Consider the following 20185-nt stretch of genomic DNA (forward strand, 5'->3'; position numbering starts at 1 on the left):
TCGGCTTTACTCACCCGGTGGTCAGCTCCGCGCCGCCCGCCACTGCTCCCAGGCCGACAGCCACAGCTGCTCGGCCAGCCGCTGCTCCTCCCAGACGCCCGCCCCGCCGCCGACCGGCCGCTCCCGGCGCAGCCGCTCCCAGGCCTGCTGCGCCGGCAGGCTCGCCACCTCGCTCGCGAACACCGTGTACCGGACGACCTCCTCGACGGCCGCCGCGCCCTCCGCCGTGCCGACCAGCCAGTGCGTGTGCTGGGAGAGCCGGTCGAGGTGGTTCACCATCGAGGTCACCGCCGCCACCGCCTCCTCCCGGGTCTCGGTGGCCAGCCGCATCTGCTGGCGCACCGCCGCCTCCCAGCGCACCGCGCCGACCTCGCCGCGCAGCCCGCGCGGCAGCCTCGGCGTGCGCCCGACCCGCACCTGCGCCTCGATCGCCGCGGACTCGGCGACGGTCTGCGCGATCAGTTCCCGGTGCGCCTCCAGTCCGGCGGCGGGCGGCAGTTCGCGCTCCTCGACCGGGACGTGCCGGGCCCGCCGGGCGGCCAGGTCGCGCAGCAGCTCGGTCCGTCCGCGCAGGTAGTGCTCGAAGTCGCCGATCGAGCCGAGCTCCACCGCCCCGGGGGCGACGCCGCGCCCGCACACCGTGACGGTCGATCCGCCGACCCGCAGCCGCCCGGCCCACACCGGCGCCGGTTCGGCCGCCACCACGAAGCCGAGCTCCAGTACCGGCCGGTCCTCGTGCACCTCCACCGCGCGGGGCTCGCCGTCCACGGTGATCCACTCGCGCAACGCCCGCACCCGGCCCGGCCCGTCGCCCTCGTCGATGCCCAACTGCTCGTAGAGGCGGTCCCGTTCGTCCTCGACCAGGTCCTCCAGCTCGGGCAGCCGGTCGCACCGCTCGGCTCCCGGCCGGTAGGTGCGCACGGTCACGTACGGGCCGGCCGCCGAGCGCCAGTCGCCGCACTGGACCTCGACCCAGCGCAGCTCACCGGCGGAGGTCTCGAAGGCGGCCAGCGCCGCACCGGCGGGAGCCGGTCCGGCGGCCACACCGTAGACCGGGAAGTCGGCCGCCGCCAGGGTCCGGCGGGAGAACTCCTCCTGGACGGCGAGCTGTCCGGCGATCTGGCCGTCGCGCTGACCGTCGCACTGGTCCGCCGACCGGCCCTCGACCCGGCCCGCCGGACGGTCCGCGAGCCGCTCCCTGGGCTTCTGGTGCCTGCCGCCGCTCTCCCGCATCATCCTGTGCCGCACCCCCGACTCCTCGCACCCGCACGCTTACGCCACCTTACGTGCCCGCAGCTGCCGGGTCATCAGCTCCACCTCCGGACGGCGGCCGGGCCGTGTCAGGCGGCCCGGTTGTCAGCCGCCCTCCCTAACCTGGCGGCATGACAGCACAGAACGACGCAGCCCAGGACCGCACCGAGCAGGGCGCCTTCCCCGCCCGGATCAGCATCGTCACCCTCGGGGTAACCGACCTCGACCGCAGTGCCCGCTTCTACGAGGCCCTCGGCTGGAAGCGCTCCGCCGCCTCCAGCCCGGAGATCGTCTGGTTCCGCACCGCCGACTCGGCACTCGGCCTCTTCCCCACCGAGGAGCTGGCCGCCGACGCGGGCGTGCCCGCCACCGGCGAGCCGTCCTTCCGCGGCGTCACCCTCGCGGTGAACCTGGAGTCCCCCGCGCTGGTGGACGCCGCGCTGCGGACGGCGGTCGAGGCCGGCGCCGTGGTGGTCAAGCCGCCGGTCCCGACCGACTGGGGCGGCTACTCCGGCTACTTCGAGGACCCGGACGGCCACCTCTGGGAGCTGGCCCACAACCCGTTCTTCCCCTTCACCGAGGACGGCTCGCTGGACCTGCCCTGACGCCGGCTCTCGGAACGCGCGCTAGCCCTTGGAACGCGCCTTGAAGGCCGCCTTGCGCGCCTCCTTGGCCAGCGCCCGGTCCGGGTGCAGCTCCCCGATCGCCTCCAGGACGTCCGCCGCGTACGGGTGGTCGACCCGCCACAGCTCGCCGAACCACGCGGCCGGATCGCCCTTCACCGGCAGATCGGTGATCAGGTCGCGCAGCATCGCCGCGTCGCCGCCGCTGTCCAGCAGCTGGGCGGCGAAGGTGTCGACCACCGTCCACAGCGCCATCGCCCGGTCCGGCACCGGCACGTCCGTCGCCCCCTGCGCCGTCAGCCAGGCCCGCGCCGCGCCGCCCAGCTCCCGGTCGTCCAGGACCTCCCGGACGGCCGGCTCCGCCGGCGACCCGAGCAGGTTGAGCGCCGAGACGCAGAGCATCCGCCGCAGCGGGCCGAAGCCGTCGGCGCCGCGCGACGCCGCGAGCAGCTCGCGCGCCGCGGCCACCGGCTCCCGACCGGCGACCCACACCCGCAGCTCCTCCTCCGGCAGCACGTTGGCCGACTCGCACACCGCGCGCAGCAACTCGGCCGCGTCACCCTGGGCCAGGTCGCCGACCAGCGGCGCGTCGTAGCCGTCCTCCAGCAGCCACTGCCGGATGCCGTACTGGCCGAGCGGGGTGAGCCGGACCAGCCCGAAGCGGGCCGACTCCTCCTCGTCCAGCGGCTCCTCGCCGACCACGGCGGGCTCCTCGCCGTCCTCCTCGTCGAACAGCTCGGGGTCGATCGGGCGGTACTCCAGCAGGCCGAGCTCGGCGAGGTCGCCCAGCATCGGGTCCAGCGCCACCATCACGTCCGTGATGTCGCCGAGCAGCTCCTCGCTGGGCTCCTCGCCCTCCGGGACCACCAGCAGCGCGGCCAGCACGCCCAGCGGCACGGTCTCGTTGCCCGGCTCAGCGAAGGCGGTGGTCTCGTAGAGCACCTGGAGGGCCTCGTCCAGCAGCTCGGCGGCCTCGTCGCGGGCCTCCTCGACCTCGGAGAGCCCGTCCTCGTCCTCCTCGACGTCCCCGGCGGGCTCGGCCTCGCCATCGGCCTCCGGCTCGGTCTCCTCCGGGAAGGAGTCCGCCTCGACGGCCAGCTCCCGGACGATCCCGGCGGCGGTCAGCCACAGCTCCAGGACGGTCTCCGGGTCCCCCTGCTCGGCGGGCTCCAGGTCCGGGCCGGGGACGGCGACGTGCTCGCCCTGCGCGGTCGTGCCGAGCTCCACCAGGTCCAGGTCGCAGGCCAGCGACCAGGCCCGCAGCGCCTCGATCTCGGCCTCCTCCGGCACCTCGCCCTCGGCCGGGGCCAGGCCCAGCAGCCGGGCCGCGGGCGCCCGGTCCGCCTCGACGAGGTCGCCGAACTCGTCCACCACCCGGTGCGGGGCGGCCCAGCGGGCCAGCGCCAGCGCGTACCCGAACATCGGCACGGCCTTCGCCTGCTCGGCCAGCTCGGGCTCGGCGGGCAGCTTCACCGGCGGGACGAGCACGGCCGCGTCGTCCATGTCCTCGTCGTCCAGCCCGTGCGCGGCGAACGCCCCGTAGAGGTCCTGGAGCTCCAGGTCGGCGGGCAGCACCGCCTCGGCCGCACCGTCACCGGCCGAAGTCCCGGTGTTCTTCCGACGTCGTCCGGCCATATCCCTGCGCTCTCCCTCAGCCAGCGGTCAGCCCAACAGCGCCGCGTACCGATCCATCGCCTCAGCGTATCGGTCGGGCACCCCCGGCGCCCGGCCGTACGGGGCGCATACAGGGGCGCGCGCCGTGGGCGTACGCCCACCCCTTATCCTTCGCTCTGGTACCGCGCACACCCCGCGCGGACCACCGGGGCAACGAAGCCCAACCACCCTCCACCCGACCCCGGGCCGGAGGGGCCCTCTTCAGCTCACCTCGCCCCACCAGGGAGCCCGAACCGCGGCCACCACCACAGCGCCTCCGGACGGGCGCGCCGGCACATCCCGCCGACCCCGGTGGAGCCCGGCCACAGGAGACCCCTGCCATGGCGGACCTCTCCCCCGCCGGCTCCGGCCTGCGCACCGCGCAGCTCGACGGACGCCGACTGTCGGAGGCCCTGCTTCCCCTGGAGCTCGCGCCACGCGCCCAGCTCCAGCTCGCCGCGATCAGCCGCTGGAACGCGCTGCGCGGTGTCCGCGTCGGCCTGGTGGCCGCCGCCCTGCTGCTGATGCTGATCGGCGCCAACCTCGCGACACCGATCTACTCGCTCCTCCAGCAGCGGATGGCCTTCACCCCGCTCGACACCACCATCCTCTTCGCGGTCTACGTGCTCGCACTGCTCCCGGTGCTGGCCATCGTCGGGCACTGGTCCGACCACCTCGGCCGCCGCGCCCTGATCCTGCCCGCGGTGGCACTGTCCGCCCTGGGCGACGTCGTGTTCGCCACCGCCGACGGCTTCTGGCAGCTCGCCGCCGGGCGCGCCGTCCAGGGCATCGCCGTCGGCCTGGCCACCGGCGCCGCCGGGGCCGCCCTCGGCGACCTGCTGCCCGACCGCCCCACCCTCGCCGCCAAGATCACCCTGGCCTGCTCGGCGGGCGGCGTCGCACTCGGCCCGATCGTCGGCGCCCTGCTGGCCGGCGGCTCCGACCCGCTGGTGACACCCTTCCTGCTGCACGCCATCGCCCTGCTGGCGCTCTGCGTGCCACTGGCCCTGCTCCACCCCCGGATGCCCGGCCAGAACCGCCCGCCGGCCGCGCCGCCCCGGATCACCACCCCGACCCACCTGCGCCCGCAGCGCCTGCGCCTGCCGCGCACCGGCCGCCGCGAATTCCTGCACGCCGCGATCGCCGGATTCATCTCCTACGCGGTGTTCGGCGTCTACCTCAGCCTGGCCCCGGCCTTCGCCGCCACCCTGCTGCACACCGACTCCAAGCTGGTCGGCGCGATCGTCGCCGCCCTCCTGCTCGGCACCTCGGCGGCCACCCAGCTGATCGTCCCGCCGACCTCCGACCGCGTCGTCACCGCCCTCGGCATGACCGGCCTGGCCACCGGCCTCGGCCTGGTCGTCGCCGCCGGCTACACCGGCACCCCCGCGCTGCTCTTCATCGGCAGCGTCCTCGGCGGCATCTCCCAGGGCATCGCCTACCGCTCCCTGTTCACCAGCGCCGTCGCCGCCATGAACCCGGAACGCCGCGGCTCCGAACTGAGCTCCCTGTGGATCATCGTCTACCTCGGCAGCTCCGGCCCCATCATCGCCCTCGGCGCCCTCGTCCAGCGCTACGGCCTCCTCCCCGCCGTCAGCGGCTTCACCGCCCTGGCCGCCCTCCTCTGCGCCGCCCTCGCCATCGCCGTCGCCCGCAAACCCAAGCCGACGGCCTGACGCCCGCTGTACGACGAACGCCGCTGCCCGGGACTACTTCCGTAGTCCCGGGCAGCGGTGCTTCGCCCGCCTCCAGGTGAACACCCGCGCGCCATCTTGCTGAGTTGAGAAAGTCCGCCGCCGTTCCCCACCATCCACCCCCCACCCGCCTCCCGGCGGGTGCCCGCCCCGAGCCTCGCCGCGTGCCGCCCCGCCGGGCGGCACGCGGCTACTGGACGCCCGGGCGGTCCGCAAGGCGCCCCTGCTCCCAAGTCTTCCGTCTGTCAGTGCTGATCTCGACGCCAAAGGGCTCCGGCAGCAAGACCGGCTCCCCGAACTTCCACTCGCCCAGCATCGCGGCGGCAGCCCAACCACCGGTCGCAGATACGCATATGCGGCAGCAGGTTGGCGACTCATCCCGAATCCCGGCTCCTCCGCCTGGCGACCAGGGGCGATGCTGCCGGACACGGTTGGCAAAAGGTGGGTCCTGATCTCCGCCCCGCTGGATGTGATCCAGCGGGGCGGAGCGCCGCCAGGTGGAAGGTACGGACAAGGGCGTATCGGTGAGCCACCCGTAGAGCTGTCGGTCAGGCAGTGAGCATGATGTCCAGGTACGCCTGCACCGGCTCGAAGAGCCCGTACGGCACGAACTCGGGGATTTCGGCGAGGGCCACCCACGCGAGCTGGTCCAGCTCCTCCGTGTCGACCACCTCGGCAGTGCCACTGACGGCCTCGCAGGCCGTGTACGACATCAACCGACCGGTCTTCGGATGCACCCGCTCGCCCAGGAGCTTGACGACAGCCACACTCAGTCCGGTCTCCTCCGCCGTCTCGCGGACGGCGGCGTCCTCGGGCGACTCGCCAGCCTCGATCTCGCCGGCCGGGAACTGCCAAGAGAGTTGGCCCTCGCTCACCCGCCGCCTCACCATCAGGACGCGGCCTTCATGGACCACGATCGCGGCGGCAATACCCGGGCGTTCCTCCGCAGTCTGCTGCGTCACGTCTGCTCCTCCACGGCGGCCAGGATGGGTGGGAAGATCGTATCCGCGTCGATGAAGCGGGTCACTGAGTTTCGAGGAACCCACATCACGTCGACGTTCTCGACAGCGTCGCTGTTGGTTGCCTCACCAGCCAGGTACTCGCACAGAAAGTACTCGCACAGCACGCCCGTCACGGGGTGGACACGACTGCCGAGGCTCCTGCGGACGGCACAGTGAACCCCGGTCTCGTCCAGCGTCTCCCGAACGGTCGCGGTCTCCGGCTTCGCGCCGGGCTTGATCACCCCAGCAGGGAACTGCCAGGTAATCCCGGACGCGTCGCCGTCGCGCCGACAGACCAGCAGCACGTCACCCTGTCGAAGGACAACCGCGATGGCCACCCGCAGGGCCTGTGCAGCTGGCGTGCCGGATTCGGAGGCTCCGTCGCCGCGTTCTTTCGCTGCCAGGAGGGCGAAGCGCTGACGAGCCGCGTCGGAAGCTCTTTCATGCGCGACGTCGAGGAGCTGCTGCATCTCGGCTCGCGGTACAACGGAGGAGTCAGCGTGCCATGTGGCCACCGTTCTCACCGCGATCCCGAGCTGATTGGCGAAAGCCTCGTTGGTGAGGCGGAGGGCGGACTGGAGCAGACAGGCGTAACGACCGCTCCAGACCTCGATGACGTCCAACGCCGTTCCCTCTCCGTCGTGGTCGCTGGCAGTGCAGAAGGCGCGCGTCGAAGATGCACATCGACTGCACTGGCGCTTCATCGCTGCGCGGCCAGGATGCCGGAAGACTTGCAGTCGACACCCCAAGGCCAGGCTCACCTAGGAAACTTGAGTTCTGGGAAGCGCCCGGGGATAGCAGGACACACACGCCGACCCGCCGGAGATTCTAGGTGAGGACCAGAAGCAGGACAGCGAATTGGGCGATTGCGCCCGCGCGATCGCCGTGCCGACAGGGCGGCGGATCGAACGCCATCGAACCCTCGCAGGGTTCACCCGTTCGGGGGGTAGCCCGGAGTGCCGAAAGTGGTTCGCCGACGCCGGTAACCTCAGTTCATGACGGGCTGACTGTTCGTCATGTATGGATGCCAGAAAGCTGAAAGGGAACTGATGGCCGAGGACCAGGTCCACACGGTCGAGCGCACGCTCGTCCTGCTCAAGCCCGACGCGCTGGTACGCGGCCTCGGCGGGAGGATCATCTCGCGCTTCGAGGACGCCGCGTTGAAGATCGTCGGCGTCAAGATGAAGTGGATGGACGAGGAGTTCACCCGCAAGCACTACTTCGACCTCGAAGAGCGGCTCGGGGCCGAGGTCTACAACCTCATGGCCACCTTCATGCAGCAGGGGCCGGTCATCGCCCTGGTGCTGGAAGGCTACGACGCCATCGCCACCGTTCGGAAGATCGTGGGCAGCACCTACCCGAACCAGGCTCCGGCTGGCACGATCCGCGGTGACCTCTCGCACATGAGCTCCGCGGGCAGCGTGGCAGTCGGTAAGGCCGTGGCCAATCTGGTCCACGCCTCCGGCAACAAGGAGGAAGCCGCGCAGGAGGTCGAGCTGTGGTTCGACAAGGACGAACTGCACGAGTACCGCACGCTGGCTGAGATCTTCACCAACTGACGGCAGGTCGCGGCGTCACGCCTGAGGCGCCGCTGCGTTGACCGCCACCGGGGCACCACCATCTGATCTGAGAGGGCACCATGACCAACCAGACCCGCCTGGCCTCCGCCGAGGAGCTGGAGTCGATCTTCCAGCGCGAGCTGGCGACCGACCGCTGGGCGGCCACCGAGACCGCCTATGCGCTGGCGGTCCGCCTCCGGGACGCCGGCGACTGGCCCAAGTCCCGCGAGTGGGTGCAGCAGTGCCTCCAGCTACTGGAGGGTTTCCCGAGCGAGACCGAGGACCAGGCGGCGACCACCCGCGTGGCGGTCGGCGGTGTTCCGCTGCCGAACTACCTGCACGCCGGTGTGATCTGCGAGCGCTTCGGCGACCTGGGCTGATCCATCTCGGGTGGTGCGGCTGGTGAGATGACGGTCGGCCGCACCACCCGGCACCAACTCCATACCGCCCCATCCGAACCAGCCAGGGGCCGCCCCACCTTGGTTCGGCTGGATCCGCCATGCCTGAAACGAGGAGACACGACCGTGGCTGTCGAGATCGAGATGCGCGCCCGCTTCGACAAGGAGACCCATGACCAACTCATGGACCGCCTGAGGCAGGACGGCGAAGACCTGGGCGACGACGCCAAACACATCTACTTCTACGTGCTGCCCGAACAGTTGCTGAAGGTCACGGACAACACCGCCGCCGGCACCGCCAAGATCACCCTCAAGGGCGGCAAGATCGGTCAGGGCGCGGCCTTCCCCGAGACCGAGTTCGCCATCGCCCGAGAGGATGTCCCGGCTGCCGTGAAGGTGTTCAACGCGCTCGGCTTCGAGCCCGCGATGCACGAGGCGTTTAACTTCCGGCACAACTTCCGCTACGAGGGCGTGGAGATCGCGCTCAAGTGGAGCGAGGCGTGGGGCTACCACGCCGAGTTCGAGGTGCTGCTCGACGAGGGTGCCTCGGATACCGCCCGCGACGAGGCGTCCGCCCAGATCGTCGACGTCGCCTTCGAACTCGGCGTGACGCTGATGAGCGAGCAGGAGCTGGCCGACTTCGCCGCCGCCTTCGAGGCCGCCGAGCAGGAGCGCAAGGCGCGCGAGGCACAGGCCACGCCGATTCGGTAGGAGCCCCTCACCGCGGTAGACCACCAGAAAGGGGTGGGCAGAGATGAGCACGACCCCGGCAACCACGAGCCTGGTCGACCTGGCTACCCGAAGGCAGCTGCCGCACCACCAGTACATGGACCCGGCCACCGTTGAGTGGATCAAGGCCAACCGGCCGGACCTCGGCACGGCCTGGCTACCGACCCTGCGACCGGTCTCGAAGCAGTTCCTGGGCCGGTCCGCGCTTCCTGCATCGTGGCTGGCGGAGCCTCGTCTCCAGGATTCACTTCACGGTGTCCGGCACAGCATGCGGACCGCCGCGCTGGCCGCCCTGCTCGCAGAGATCCACGGGCTGGACGACGCCGACACCTCCACAGTCGTCCTGGCCGCCGCCGTCCACGACTGCCAACGCCTGCACGACCAGGACGACTGGGGCCACGGTGCCCGGGCTGCAATCTGGCTGGCTGCCAACGCCGACACCGTCTGGACTCACTTCGGCGCGGTTGCCACGCCCCGGCGGATCATCCAAGCAGCGACCGCCATCCGCCTGCACGACCTGCCGTACGACGCTTTCTGCCCGGACGATCGAGCTGACTACGCCCGCGCCGAACTCATCTGCGACCTGGTGAAAGCCGCCGACGCGCTCGACCGTTACCGTCTGCCGAAACTCAGCTGGTGGCCCGACGCGCGGCACGTTCGTGAGCCAGCCTTCGACCAGCTCCGCGCCGTCGCCTTCGACCTCGTCGTCATCTCCGAGACCGCGCACCTCGCCGGAGCCAGCAGCCCCGAAGCCGTCCGGTTCGCGCTCTCTGAGAAGGGACTGGTGTAGCCGTGAACCTCCGCGACGCCTACGACCTCTGGGCCGACGCACACGCCTTCTTCGACTCCGCGTTGCTGTCCGACACCGGGCACAACGACCCGCTGACGGCCCACACGGCCGCCTGGCACAAGCGCCTGACCGACGAGACGCCGAACGGCAGCCTGCTCCGCAAGAACGCACTCTTCGACAGCCTGAGCAGCGACTGCAAGCTGCACCTGCTCCACGTCACCCACGCTCTGGAGGAGATCAGCGAGGAGGGCGTGCTCTACCCCTCCGGCGGATGCCTCGTCGGCAGCATCTACTGCGCGCCGCTCACACTGACCGAGCACGGCTTCCGCATGCACAACCTGGCCGCCTATGTCCTCACCAAGGAGGCCCCGGCCTCCCTCGCCAAGGTCGGCCCGAGCGGGCGCACGCCCACGCCGCTGATCTTCGAGATCACCGCGCCGCCCCAGGCGTACCGCGGATTGGCGGGCGTGGACTACCTGCGGCTGGGCTCGATCCACCTGCAGATCTACACCGACCTGGAGTACCTGCTCAGCAAGACCGAGCGGCACCACCTGCGCGAGACCGTCGTTGGCCGGATCAAGAACTCGGCCGCGTTCCTGGCTCTGGCCGCCAGCATCGTTTACCAGGGCTCGACCGTGGCCACGGAGGGCTTCCTGCAGTTGCTGGATGCGGCCATCCCCCGGCTGCCGATCCTCGGCTACCTCTACTTCGAGGCCCTCGCCGAGTACCTGATGCTGCACTCCACCTCCGTACGGACCCGGCAGCTGGCCGACCTTGGGGAGTTCAACAACTGGCTCTACAAGGAGATGCTGTTCGCCTCCTTCCCGGACATGGCCGGCAAGTTCAACCTCGCCAGGTTCCGCCCCCGCCCACAGCAGCTGGCGGCACTCCTGTAGCGGGTGGACCCCACCATCGACGCTGACCACGCCCGCGCCTACATGGTCGAGAGGATCAGCTACCTCGTCGCCGCCCGGCTCTTCACCAGCGGCCAGGTGCCCGAAGCCTGGCACCGCACACGCTGGGAGTTCGACAGCCTCGCCACCCAGCTCGGCCCGCTGCTCGGCCACCTCATCCACCGCGAACTCCGCAGCTTCGGCCGCTACCCCGACTTCTACTTCTACTTCGACCAGCACAAGGCCCTACAAGCCTGGAACTACTGGAACCACATGGACATCGTCGTGCCGTTCAACGGCACGATGCCCAAGGGCGAGATCGGCATCAACCCGGCCTACCCGAACCTGGACTACCGCGTCTGGCGTGCCGAGCCGGACGACGCCGGACACCTTCACCCGACCGAGCAGCTGGCACTCAGCATCGCGCCGCGCCTGGTCGACATCAAGTACACGCTCATGCGCAACAGCAGCCGCTGACCGCTGCCCCACACCCCTCGACGACCGATCGCAGAGGAGACGCATGCCCACCCCCGGCCCCACCTCATCCATCGCCGCCTGGCCGGCGCCCATCCAACCCGCCGAGGCGCTCTTCACCGAGATCTACCGCACCAATCACTGGGGATCTCCCGAGTCGGTCTCCGGGCCCGGCTCCGAGATGCGCCAAACCCAGGCCGTCCGGGCCGCCCTCGCCGCGGTGCTCGCGCACTACCCGATCCGCACCGTCACGGACGCCGGATGCGGCGACGTCAACTGGATCCGCCACGTCGACGGATTCGACCGGCTGGACGCCTACCTCGGTCTCGACGTCGTCCCCGACCTCGTCCAGCTCAACCAGGAACGACACGGCAGCGAGCGCGTTTCCTTCCGCCAGGCCGACCTGGGCAGGGACGACATCCCGGGAGCGGACCTCGTCATCGCACGGGACTGCCTCGTCCACCTCACACACCACGAGGTGCTCACGTTCCTCGACCGCGTGGCCACCAGCAGCTCGACGTACCTGCTCGCCACCACCTACGTCGGCCTCGCCGAGAACCGCGACACCACCGACACCCACTGGCGCCCGCTCAACCTCCAGGCGGCCCCGTTCCACCTCCCCGAACCCGTCGAGCACTTCGACACCGACTTCACGGACGACGGCCGACACCACCCTGGCAACGGGCTGAGCCTGTGGACGATCGGCCAGCTCAGCTCCCGCACCACCTGACCCTCACCCCAGGCAACCCAGGAAGCGAGAAACGATGACTCCGCATGATCAGCAGGTAATCGCTCTGCGTGCCGAGCTCGACCAGGCGCTCAACTCACCGGCGACCACGCACGGCCTCGCCCGCACCCTCCGGGCGGCCATCAAGGAAGTCGAACTGCACCGCCACCACCGAGCCAGCGTCGCCACCCTGCCCGACGGCGTCCTCAAGCCTGGCCCCACCAGGGTCCAGATCGGCGGCGGCGGACACCGCATCGACGGCTTCTTCAACATCGACATCGTCCCGCCGGCCGACCTCCTGTGGGACGTGCGCGAGGGCATCCCACTCGCCGACGCCAGCACCGAGACGATCTTCTCCGAGCACTTCCTGGAGCACATCGACTACCCGCGCTCCGCCAAGCACTACGCCCACGAGGCTCACCGCATCCTCGCCCATGGCGGACAGCTCATCACCGGCGTCCCCGACGCCGCCTTCGTCCTGAACCAGTACCCGGCACCGCCGAACCAGGCCGCCGAGATGATCGAGCGGTGGTACGCCAGGCGGCAGTGCCGAGGCGACATCAACACCTACCTCGACCTCATCAACTACGTCTTCCGCGACCAGGACGACGACCCGATCTACAACCCCCACTACTGGGCGTACGACCACGAGAAGCTCGCCCAATTCTTCACCGAGGCCGGCTTCAAGACCGTCAAGCCGTGGACCTTCGACCCAACCATGGCCAACCCGAAGCGCCAGTGGGCCAGCGTCTACGTGATCGCCACGAAGTAGCCTTCGGACATCGTGAGCAGCGCCCAGCGCGTCCACGCCGCCCTGCACGGCGACGGCCGCCGCAGCGGCAGCGGCGCAGTAGCTGGTCTGCGCGAGGAGATCGAGGCCTTCACCGCCACCCCGACCTCGGTCCTCGTCCGGTGACTCCACGGATAGGCTCCGCAGCCATGACCCCAGTTCACCTGACCGGCCCCACCCTGGCACTGCGCGAGGTCGAAGCCGAGGACACCGACGACCTCCTGGCCATCTACGGCGACCCCGAGGCCACCCGGCACCTCAGTTTCGAACCCCGCACCCGTAAGCAGGTCGAGGCGATCACCGCCCGGTCCATCGACTCCGCGCACGCCACCCCGAGGACCGAGTTCTGCCTCGCCGTCACCCGCCTCGGCGAACACCGGCTGATCGGCTACGCGCGCCTGGCCACCGAACCGCAGCAGGCCGCCACCATCGGCTTCGCCCTCCACCCGGCGGCGTGGGGCAAGGGCCACGGCACCGAGACCGTCCACCTGCTGTGCGCGCTCGGTTTCAACGTCCTCGGCCTGCACCGCATCTGGGCCGCCCGCTCCCCACTCAACGAAGCCTCCGCACGGACCCTCCTGCGCGCCGGAATGACCGAGGACGGCCGCATCCGCGACCACGTCTTCGTCCACGACGCCTGGCGCGACTCGATCACCTACTCGATCCTGGAACACGAATGGGCACCGATCGACGGGCTTGACACGATGAGCGCGCTCGACCGCTCCGCCGCCCCGCCCGGCGGCGAGACCGTACCGGGGAGGTGAATCCGGGGTGACCAAGCTGGCCGTGCCGAACATGGTGATCACCGAGTTTGTGCGGGGCCGGCAGCGGCGTACGCGGCAAGTACCAGCATGGGTGGTCCGACCTGGACGTCTTCGTCGTCGCCGAACCAGGACACCCTTCCTAGGCTTCGACAGGCTCCCGCCCCACCACCGAGACCGTCGCGCCAGGAAGAGACCACCATGCAGCACCGAGTCCGCGCCGTCCTCCTCACCCCGAACAACACCACGCTGCTGATCAAGCGCATCCGCCCCGGCATCGCCCCGTACTGGGTGATCGTCGGCGGCAAGATCGAGCCGACCGACGCCGGCCCCGAGGAGGCCCTGCTGCGGGAGGTCCGCGAGGAAATCGCTGGCGAGGCGGAGATCATCAGCCTCCTCCACACCATCGAGACGGACGACGAGCGTCAGGACTTCTACCTCACCACCATCGAGAAGTGGAGCTTCGAGGACCGCACCGGCCCCGAGTTCAGCCAAGAAGGCCGCGGCGAATACGTCCTCGAAGAGATCCCCCTCACTGCCGGGTCCCTCGACGCGATCAACCTCCTACCCAAGGAGATCAATGCGGTCCTCCGCGAGGCGATCGGACGCGGGGATCTGACCGGTGGGTTCATCAGTGCACCGGCCTGCTGCCCGGAGCAGGGCAAGTAGCGCCACCCCCGAACCACCCCGGGCCCGCGCCAGCCGTGCGGGCCCGGCCCGACCCTCGAAAGAACGAAGCCCCTCATGGACAGCATCACCTTCGGCCGTGTCACCGTGACCCTGCCCCACCTGGACGAGCCCGGCCTGTACCTGTCCAACGTCACCGCCCTCGACTCCGCCCGGGGCATCGTCCAGGACTTCCAGTACGGTGACGCCGACCTGCGGGACCTGGATCTCGCCGAGACCCGTCTCGTCACCGGCCGCGTCTCCAACCTGCGGGTCGACCGCATGCGGCTCGACCAAGTCCGCCTCGACTCCGTCGAGTTCGACACCTGTGACCTCGCCGCCACCCGCATCACCGACAGCAAGCTCTCCCGGGTCGTCTTCCGCAACTGCAAGATCATGGGCGCCGGGCTCATCGACATGGCCCTGGACAACGTCCTCTTCGACAACTGCAAGCTCGGCTACGCGACCTTCGAGCAGATCCGCGCCACCGGGGCGGTCGTCTTCTCCAAGTGCGCGCTCACCGAGGCGTCGTTCACGGGTTGCGACCTCGGCGATGCGGTCCTCGACGCCTGCGACCTGCGGCTGACCGAGTTCGGCCGGGGCAAGTACCAGGGCCTCGATCTGAGGGGCAACGAGCTCACCAGGCTGCGGGGCATCGCCAACCTCGGCAAGGTCCTCATCGACCGTACCCAGCAGGCCGAGCTCGCCGAAGCCCTGGTCGCCGAGCTGGACGTGACCTTCGCCGACAACCTTGACGACCAGTAGCCCCAACCGTCCACCGCCGCGTTCTGGCTCGGCCACTGGCCGCGCGGCGCCCTGGCCTCGCTGATCTGACACCGACCCGCGCAAGCCGCTCCACTGTCCATGGCGGTGGCAGCGCCGCCCCCGATCCCCATTCACGTAGGAGACTTCCATGGCTGCTGCGCCGCCGCAAAGCCCCCGTCCGGCCACGTCTCGGCTGCCGACCGGGCCGACCTTCGACCAGGAGCTGTGCGGGCTCGTGCTCGACACCGCACCTCGCCTGTTCGCCGTTGTCCAGGTGTGTGGCGAAAGCCTCCCGGGCGCCGACGGGTGGATCGCGGCCTGGGGAGTCGCCGACCACAGCGGGCAGGCGCACGTGTTCAGCATCGACGGGCGGGCGCGGATGACCCTCACGTCTCCCGATCGGGCCTTGCGCCACTTCGCCGGGCGACCGGGGATCACCGCACGGCTGGTCTGGCTGGCGCAGCCGAGTGCGGCAGCGGTGGATCGGACCGAAGCCGCCTGACCGCGACCTGCCGGCGCGAGCGGGCCGTGATGGAGGCGGCGGGATCGGGTCTCGGGGCCGACCCAGCCGGGCGACCCGCGCTGGCCATGCGCTGAATGTCGCGAACGCCTCACGCCGCGTCCGAACCCACCCTCCCGCCGCCTCCGGATTCCGAAGAGGTCCGCGCAGCGGTGGCCGGCGCGAGCCATGCCGACCTCGCCCACGCCCTGCTGCCGGGCCTGCCCACCCCGATGCACTCGGCGGCCGCCGTGCTCCGCTACCGCCTGGAACACAAGATGCCGCCCGCCCAGCCCATCGCACGGCCACCGGCCCGGTACGCCGAGTGCGCCAAGTGCCACGACCCCGTGCCCCGGCCTGGCATCTGCCGCCCGTGCGCCGGCCTGACAACCCGAACCCTCACGGTCGGCCAGGGGGCGGACGTGGCAGCCGCGGGTGCCGCCCGAGTCCGAACCGCCCTGCGCTCCGCGATGCCCGGGAGTCGACCTGCAGCCTCGCCGCCTGAGACACGCGGTCCCACCGGTCCGAGGGGGTCCTGCGGGTACGTCGCCCTACTCCACCAGCGCCGCGCACCGCCTGGCCGGGCGGTGCGCGGTGAGGACGGGGGCGGGCACCCGCCGGCAGGCGGGTGGGCCGGTCCGGGGCGGCCTTCTCCTATGGAGTCCGAAGAGGAGTCGGGGTCGCCGTGGGGATCCAGGTCGGTGTGGTCGTCGGGACGTGCGTCGGGTCCGCCGCGGGGATCCAGCTCGGCGAGGTCGTCGGAACGTACGTCGGCGCCGTCCCCTGAACGTGGTTGCCGTCGGACGTCGTCGACGACGTGGGCCCCGTCGTCCCCGTGGGCGCCGATCCGCCGTGGGCGCCCGACGTGCCCGCCGGGGCGCCGGGGGTGCCGCCGGGCGGCAGCGTCCCCGTCCGGATTCCGGTGGGGTCGGCCGTCGCACCGGCCGTGGGGTCCGACGTCGGGTCCGACGTCGGGTTCGACGTGGGATCGGCGGTGGGATCCGACGTCGGGGTGGACGTGGAGGTGGAGGCCGGGCCGGTGCTGTGGTGCCCCTGGGAGAAGGCGACGGGCAGCCCCACGCAGACCCCCGCGATCAGCAGGAGGGAGCCGCCGGCCATGAGGGCCGCCCGGGTCCGGCGCCGGGCCCGCAGAAGGGACTGCAGGCGCGCGTGGTGCTCGGGTCCGAAAGGGATGTGCACCTGGGTGTCGCGCATCATGCGTGCCAGCTCCTGTTCGAATTCATCCATGGGTTTCCTCCCTCACCTCACCGGCTCGTCGACCTCGGTCAGAGCTTCCCGCAGTCTCGCCACCCCGCGCGCCGTCAGGGAGCGGGCGGTGCCCACCGGGCAGCCCATCACCTTGGCGACCTGCGCCTCCGGGAGGTCCTGGTAGTAGCGCAGGACGACCGCGGCGCGCTGCCGGGCCGGCAGGAGGGCGAGTGCGCTCTCCAGGCGGGTGCGTTCCTCCACGACGGCGGCCAGGTCCTGGCTGCCGGCCGTCTCGGGCAGTTCCCCGGTCGGGCGTTCGCCCCACCAGCGCCGACGGGCCGAGCGGGCCGCCGCGCGCACCAGGATCTGACGCAGATACGCCTCGGGAGCCTCGTCGGCGACCCTCGGCCAGGCGGACCACAGCTTGAGCAGCCCCTCTTGGAGCAGGTCCTCGGCCCGGTGCCGGTCTCCTCCGGTGAGCAGGCGCGCGAGGTGGAACAGCGCCGACCAGCGGGCCTCGACGAACTCATCGAAACCGTCTGCTCGCGACTGCCTCATCCAGCACCGCCTTTCCGTCCTCCGAACGCCTGCACCTCTTGAAAGGCACTGGCCACCGGCCCGCTATGCACCTCCGCCCTGTGGGTTGGGTCACATGTCCCGCACATCCCGAATGTCCCGACGTCCGCACGTCCGCACGTCCGCACGTCCCGCGCCGCTCACGCGCGGAAACGCCGCTGCCCGGGACCACCGAAGTGGTCCCGGGCAGCGGGCTGACGGTCGAAGACCTCAGACGTTGAAGCCGAGCGCGCGGAGCTGGTCGCGGCCGTCGTCGGTGATCTTGTCGGGGCCCCACGGCGGCATCCAGACCCAGTTGATGCGCAGGTCCTGGACCAGGCCGTCGGTGGCGGTCTTGGCCTGGTCCTCGATGACGTCGGTCAGCGGGCAGGCCGCCGAGGTGAGCGTCATGTCGATGGTGGCCACGTCGGACTCGTCGATGTGGATGCCGTAGATCAGGCCCAGGTTGACGACGTCGATGCCCAGTTCGGGGTCGACGACGTCCATCAGGGCCTCGGTCAGGTCCTCGACCGAGACCGTGCCGGCGGTGGTGCCGACGATGATGCCGGGCTGCTGCTCCTGCGCAGCGGGGGCCTCGGCGGCGGTGGCGTCGGTGGTGGTGGTGCTCTCGTCACTCATGGTCTTGTCCTCCTCTGCGGGTTCAGTCGTTCGCGGCGGGGTTCTGGGCGAGTGCCTGGGCGGTGGCGTCCTTCCAGGCCATCCAGCTGAGCAGGGCGCACTTGACCCGGGCCGGGTACTTGGAGACGCCGGCGAACGCGACCGCGTCCTCCAGCACCTCCTCGTCGCCCTCGCCCTGGCCCTTGCTCTGCATCAGCTCCAGGAAGGCCTCCTGGACCGCCTGCGCTTCGCCCACCGTCTTGCCGACCACCAGGTCGTTGAGCACCGAGGCGCTCGCCTGGCTGATCGAGCAGCCCTGCGACTCGTACGAGACGTCGGTGACGGTCGAGCCGTCGAGCTTCACCCGCAGGGTGATCTCGTCGCCGCACGTCGGGTTGACGTGGTGCACCTCGGCGTCGCCGTCCCGCAGCCCCTTGCCGTGCGGGTTGCGGTAGTGGTCCAGGATGATCTCCTGGTACATCGAGTCGAGCTTCATCTCATCCTGCCCGTCAGCCGAAGAAGTTCCGGACGTGGTGCAGGCCGTCGATCAGCGCGTCGACCTCGCCCGGCGTCGAGTACAGGTAGAACGACGCCCGCGTGGTCGCCGGAATTCCGTACCGCAGGCAGACCGGCCGCGCGCAGTGGTGGCCGACGCGCACGGCGATGCCCTGCTCGTCCAGCACCTGGCCCACGTCGTGCGGGTGGATGTCGCCGAGGGTGAAGGAGATCGCGGCGCCGCGGTCCACGGCCGTGCGCGGACCGATGATCCGCAGGTCCGGGACCTCCAGCAGCCGCTCGACCGCGTACTCGGTGATCGCGTGCTCGTGCGCCGCGATCTTCTCCATGCCGATGCCCTGGAGGTAGTCGATGGCCGCGCCGAGCCCGACCGCCTGGGCGATCGGCGGGGTGCCGGCCTCGAACTTGTGCGGCGCCGGGGCGTAGGTGGACGAGCCCATGGTGACGGTCTCGATCATCTCGCCGCCGCCGAGGAACGGCGGGAGGTCCTCCAGCAGCTCGTGGCGGCCCCAGAGCACGCCGATGCCGGTCGGGGCCAGCATCTTGTGGCCGGTGAAGGCGACGAAGTCGGCCTCCAGCGCCTGGACGTCCAGCACCATGTGCGGCGCGGCCTGCGAGGCGTCGATGACGACCAGCGCGCCGACCGACTGGGCCTTGCGGACGATCGTCTCGACCGGGTTGACCGTGCCCAGCAGGTTGGAGACCAGGGTGAAGGAGACCACCTTGGTCTTCTCGGTGATCAGCTCGTCGATGTTCGACAGGTCGAGCCGGCCCTCGTCGGTCAGCCCGAACCACTTGAGCTTCGCACCGGTGCGCTGCGACAGCAGCTGCCACGGGACGATGTTCGAGTGGTGCTCCATCTCCGTGATGACGATCTCGGAGTCGGCGTCCACCCGGTACGGCTCGTCGGCCCAACCCAGCATGTTGGCAACGAGGTTGAGCGACTCCGAGGCGTTCTTGGTGAAGATCACCTCGTTGCGGCTCGGCGCGTTGACGAAGGCCGCGACCTTGTCCCGGGCACCCTCGTACAGCGCCGTGGCCTCCTCGGCGAGCACGTGCACGCCGCGGTGGACGTTGGCGTTGTGCCGCTCGTAGTAGGCGTTGAGGGCCTCCAGCACCTGGCGCGGCTTCTGCGAGGTGGCCGCGTTGTCCAGGTAGACCAGGGGCTTCTCGTCGTGCAGCACCCGCTGGAGGACCGGGAAGTCCTTGCGGATGGCGTCGGTGTCGAGCAGTCCCGTGAACGGATGCGTCACTCGGACGCGCCCCCCTTCACATACGCCTCGTAGCCCTCTTCCTCCAGCTTGTCGGCCAGCTCGGCACCGCCGGACTCGACGATGCGGCCACCCGCGAAGACGTGGACGTAGTCGGGCTTGATGTACCGCAGGATGCGGGTGTAGTGGGTGACCAGCAGGGTGCCGACCTCGCCGGTCGAGCGGACCCGGTTGATGCCCTCGGAGACGATCCGCAGCGCGTCGACGTCCAGGCCGGAGTCGGTCTCGTCGAGGATCGCGATCTTCGGCTTGAGCAGCTCCAGCTGGAGGATCTCGTGGCGCTTCTTCTCACCGCCGGAGAAGCCCTCGTTGACGTTGCGCTCGGCGAAGGCCGGGTCCATCTGGAGGGCGGCCATCGCCTCCTTGACCTCCTTCACCCACAGCCGCAGCTTGGGGGCCTCGCCGCGGACGGCGGTGGCGGCGGTGCGCAGGAAGTTGCTGACCGAGACGCCCGGGACCTCGACCGGGTACTGCATGGCCAGGAAGACGCCGGCCTTGGCGCGCTCGTCGACGGACATCTCCAGGACGTCCTCGCCGTCCAGCAGCACCGAGCCACCGGTGACGGTGTACTTGGGGTGGCCGGCCAGCGAGTAGGCCAGGGTGGACTTGCCGGAGCCGTTCGGGCCCATGATGGCGTGGGTCTCGCCCTGCTTGACGGTCAGGTCCACGCCCTTCAGGATCTCGCGCGGGCCGTTCTCGGCTTCCACGGAGACGTGCAGGTCGCGGATTTCAAGGGTTGCCAT

The 20185-nt window shown here is 70.6% G+C and carries 22 protein-coding genes and 1 pseudogene; 14 read left to right on the top strand and 9 right to left on the bottom strand.

Annotation, left to right across the window (positions count from 1 at the left end; translation table 11 throughout):
• Positions 1-21: 21 nt before the first annotated feature.
• Positions 22-1248: a hypothetical protein gene (locus QWJ13_RS24435; RefSeq protein WP_316527073.1), complete on the bottom strand. Its 1227-nt coding sequence runs from the start codon at positions 1246-1248 to the stop codon at positions 22-24.
• A 134-nt stretch (positions 1249-1382) separates the two neighbouring features.
• On the opposite strand from QWJ13_RS24435, the gene QWJ13_RS24440 reads away from it, so the two are divergent.
• Positions 1383-1856, top strand: coding sequence for a VOC family protein (locus tag QWJ13_RS24440; RefSeq protein WP_316527075.1), 474 nt, complete (start codon positions 1383-1385; stop codon positions 1854-1856).
• Positions 1857-1877: 21 nt separating this feature from the next.
• Here the strand turns inward: QWJ13_RS24440 and QWJ13_RS24445 are convergent, their stop codons facing one another.
• Positions 1878-3509: a hypothetical protein gene (locus QWJ13_RS24445; RefSeq protein ID WP_316527076.1), complete on the bottom strand. Its 1632-nt coding sequence runs from the start codon at positions 3507-3509 to the stop codon at positions 1878-1880.
• A 359-nt stretch (positions 3510-3868) separates the two neighbouring features.
• Here QWJ13_RS24445 and QWJ13_RS24450 point away from each other — a divergent pair, with 359 nt between their 5' ends.
• Positions 3869-5203: an MFS transporter gene (locus QWJ13_RS24450; RefSeq protein ID WP_316527078.1), complete on the top strand. Its 1335-nt coding sequence runs from the start codon at positions 3869-3871 to the stop codon at positions 5201-5203.
• A gap of 566 nt (positions 5204-5769) precedes the next feature.
• Here QWJ13_RS24450 and QWJ13_RS24455 read toward each other — a convergent pair.
• Together QWJ13_RS24455 and QWJ13_RS24460 are read right to left on the bottom strand one after the other, a co-directional pair.
• The gene (locus tag QWJ13_RS24455) at positions 5770-6183 is read right to left on the bottom strand and encodes an NUDIX hydrolase (protein WP_316527080.1); all 414 of its coding nucleotides are present in this window, start codon (positions 6181-6183) and stop codon (positions 5770-5772) included.
• The gene (locus QWJ13_RS24460; RefSeq protein ID WP_316527081.1) at positions 6180-6845 is read right to left on the bottom strand and encodes an NUDIX hydrolase; all 666 of its coding nucleotides are present in this window, start codon (positions 6843-6845) and stop codon (positions 6180-6182) included. The genes QWJ13_RS24455 and QWJ13_RS24460 overlap by 4 nt, the downstream gene beginning before the upstream one ends.
• 426 nt (positions 6846-7271) lie before the next feature.
• Here QWJ13_RS24460 and QWJ13_RS24465 point away from each other — a divergent pair, with 426 nt between their 5' ends.
• The 12 genes and pseudogenes from QWJ13_RS24465 (at position 7272) to QWJ13_RS24520 (ending at position 15276) form a co-directional block, all read left to right on the top strand.
• Complete coding sequence (locus QWJ13_RS24465) at positions 7272-7781, top strand: nucleoside-diphosphate kinase (RefSeq protein ID WP_316527082.1); 510 nt, start codon at positions 7272-7274, stop codon at positions 7779-7781.
• Positions 7782-7861: 80 nt separating this feature from the next.
• Positions 7862-8161: a hypothetical protein gene (locus tag QWJ13_RS24470; protein ID WP_316527083.1), complete on the top strand. Its 300-nt coding sequence runs from the start codon at positions 7862-7864 to the stop codon at positions 8159-8161.
• Positions 8162-8305: 144 nt separating this feature from the next.
• Entirely contained in the window at positions 8306-8890 is a 585-nt protein-coding gene (locus tag QWJ13_RS24475; RefSeq protein WP_316527084.1) for a CYTH domain-containing protein, read from the top strand.
• A 43-nt stretch (positions 8891-8933) separates the two neighbouring features.
• Positions 8934-9698 (top strand): hypothetical protein, encoded by a 765-nt coding sequence (locus tag QWJ13_RS24480; protein ID WP_316527085.1) that lies wholly within the window; start codon positions 8934-8936, stop codon positions 9696-9698.
• A 2-nt stretch (positions 9699-9700) separates the two neighbouring features.
• Positions 9701-11068: pseudogene (locus QWJ13_RS24485) on the top strand (hypothetical protein).
• A 43-nt stretch (positions 11069-11111) separates the two neighbouring features.
• Complete coding sequence (locus tag QWJ13_RS24490) at positions 11112-11795, top strand: class I SAM-dependent methyltransferase (protein ID WP_316527086.1); 684 nt, start codon at positions 11112-11114, stop codon at positions 11793-11795.
• Positions 11796-11829: 34 nt separating this feature from the next.
• The gene (locus QWJ13_RS24495) at positions 11830-12564 is read left to right on the top strand and encodes a class I SAM-dependent methyltransferase (protein WP_316527087.1); all 735 of its coding nucleotides are present in this window, start codon (positions 11830-11832) and stop codon (positions 12562-12564) included.
• Between the two features lie 12 nt (positions 12565-12576).
• Entirely contained in the window at positions 12577-12708 is a 132-nt protein-coding gene (locus QWJ13_RS24500; protein WP_316527088.1) for a hypothetical protein, read from the top strand.
• A 23-nt stretch (positions 12709-12731) separates the two neighbouring features.
• The gene (locus QWJ13_RS24505; RefSeq protein WP_316527089.1) at positions 12732-13346 is read left to right on the top strand and encodes a GNAT family N-acetyltransferase; all 615 of its coding nucleotides are present in this window, start codon (positions 12732-12734) and stop codon (positions 13344-13346) included.
• A gap of 198 nt (positions 13347-13544) precedes the next feature.
• Positions 13545-14012, top strand: coding sequence for an NUDIX hydrolase (locus QWJ13_RS24510; RefSeq protein ID WP_316527090.1), 468 nt, complete (start codon positions 13545-13547; stop codon positions 14010-14012).
• A gap of 75 nt (positions 14013-14087) precedes the next feature.
• The gene (locus QWJ13_RS24515; protein ID WP_316527092.1) at positions 14088-14774 is read left to right on the top strand and encodes a pentapeptide repeat-containing protein; all 687 of its coding nucleotides are present in this window, start codon (positions 14088-14090) and stop codon (positions 14772-14774) included.
• Positions 14775-14922: 148 nt separating this feature from the next.
• The gene (locus QWJ13_RS24520; protein WP_316527093.1) at positions 14923-15276 is read left to right on the top strand and encodes a hypothetical protein; all 354 of its coding nucleotides are present in this window, start codon (positions 14923-14925) and stop codon (positions 15274-15276) included.
• Positions 15277-16533: 1257 nt separating this feature from the next.
• Here QWJ13_RS24520 and QWJ13_RS24525 read toward each other — a convergent pair.
• The 5 genes from QWJ13_RS24525 to sufC form a co-directional block, all read right to left on the bottom strand.
• A complete protein-coding gene (locus tag QWJ13_RS24525; protein WP_316527094.1) occupies positions 16534-17040 on the bottom strand; it encodes a SigE family RNA polymerase sigma factor in 507 nt (168 codons plus the stop codon).
• A 228-nt stretch (positions 17041-17268) separates the two neighbouring features.
• Positions 17269-17676 (bottom strand): metal-sulfur cluster assembly factor, encoded by a 408-nt coding sequence (locus QWJ13_RS24530; protein ID WP_316527095.1) that lies wholly within the window; start codon positions 17674-17676, stop codon positions 17269-17271.
• 22 nt (positions 17677-17698) lie between these two features.
• Positions 17699-18151 carry a Fe-S cluster assembly sulfur transfer protein SufU gene (sufU, locus tag QWJ13_RS24535; RefSeq protein ID WP_316527096.1) on the bottom strand — a complete coding sequence of 151 codons (453 nt, stop codon included), beginning with the start codon at positions 18149-18151 and terminating at the stop codon, positions 17699-17701.
• A gap of 13 nt (positions 18152-18164) precedes the next feature.
• Entirely contained in the window at positions 18165-19424 is a 1260-nt protein-coding gene (locus QWJ13_RS24540) for a cysteine desulfurase (RefSeq protein ID WP_316527097.1), read from the bottom strand.
• Positions 19421-20185, bottom strand: coding sequence for a Fe-S cluster assembly ATPase SufC (sufC, locus tag QWJ13_RS24545; protein WP_316527098.1), 765 nt, complete (start codon positions 20183-20185; stop codon positions 19421-19423). The genes QWJ13_RS24540 and sufC overlap by 4 nt, the downstream gene beginning before the upstream one ends.

It is taken from the genome of Kitasatospora brasiliensis (assembly GCF_032654805.1).
Classification (GTDB): Bacteria; Actinomycetota; Actinomycetes; order Streptomycetales; family Streptomycetaceae; genus Kitasatospora; species Kitasatospora brasiliensis.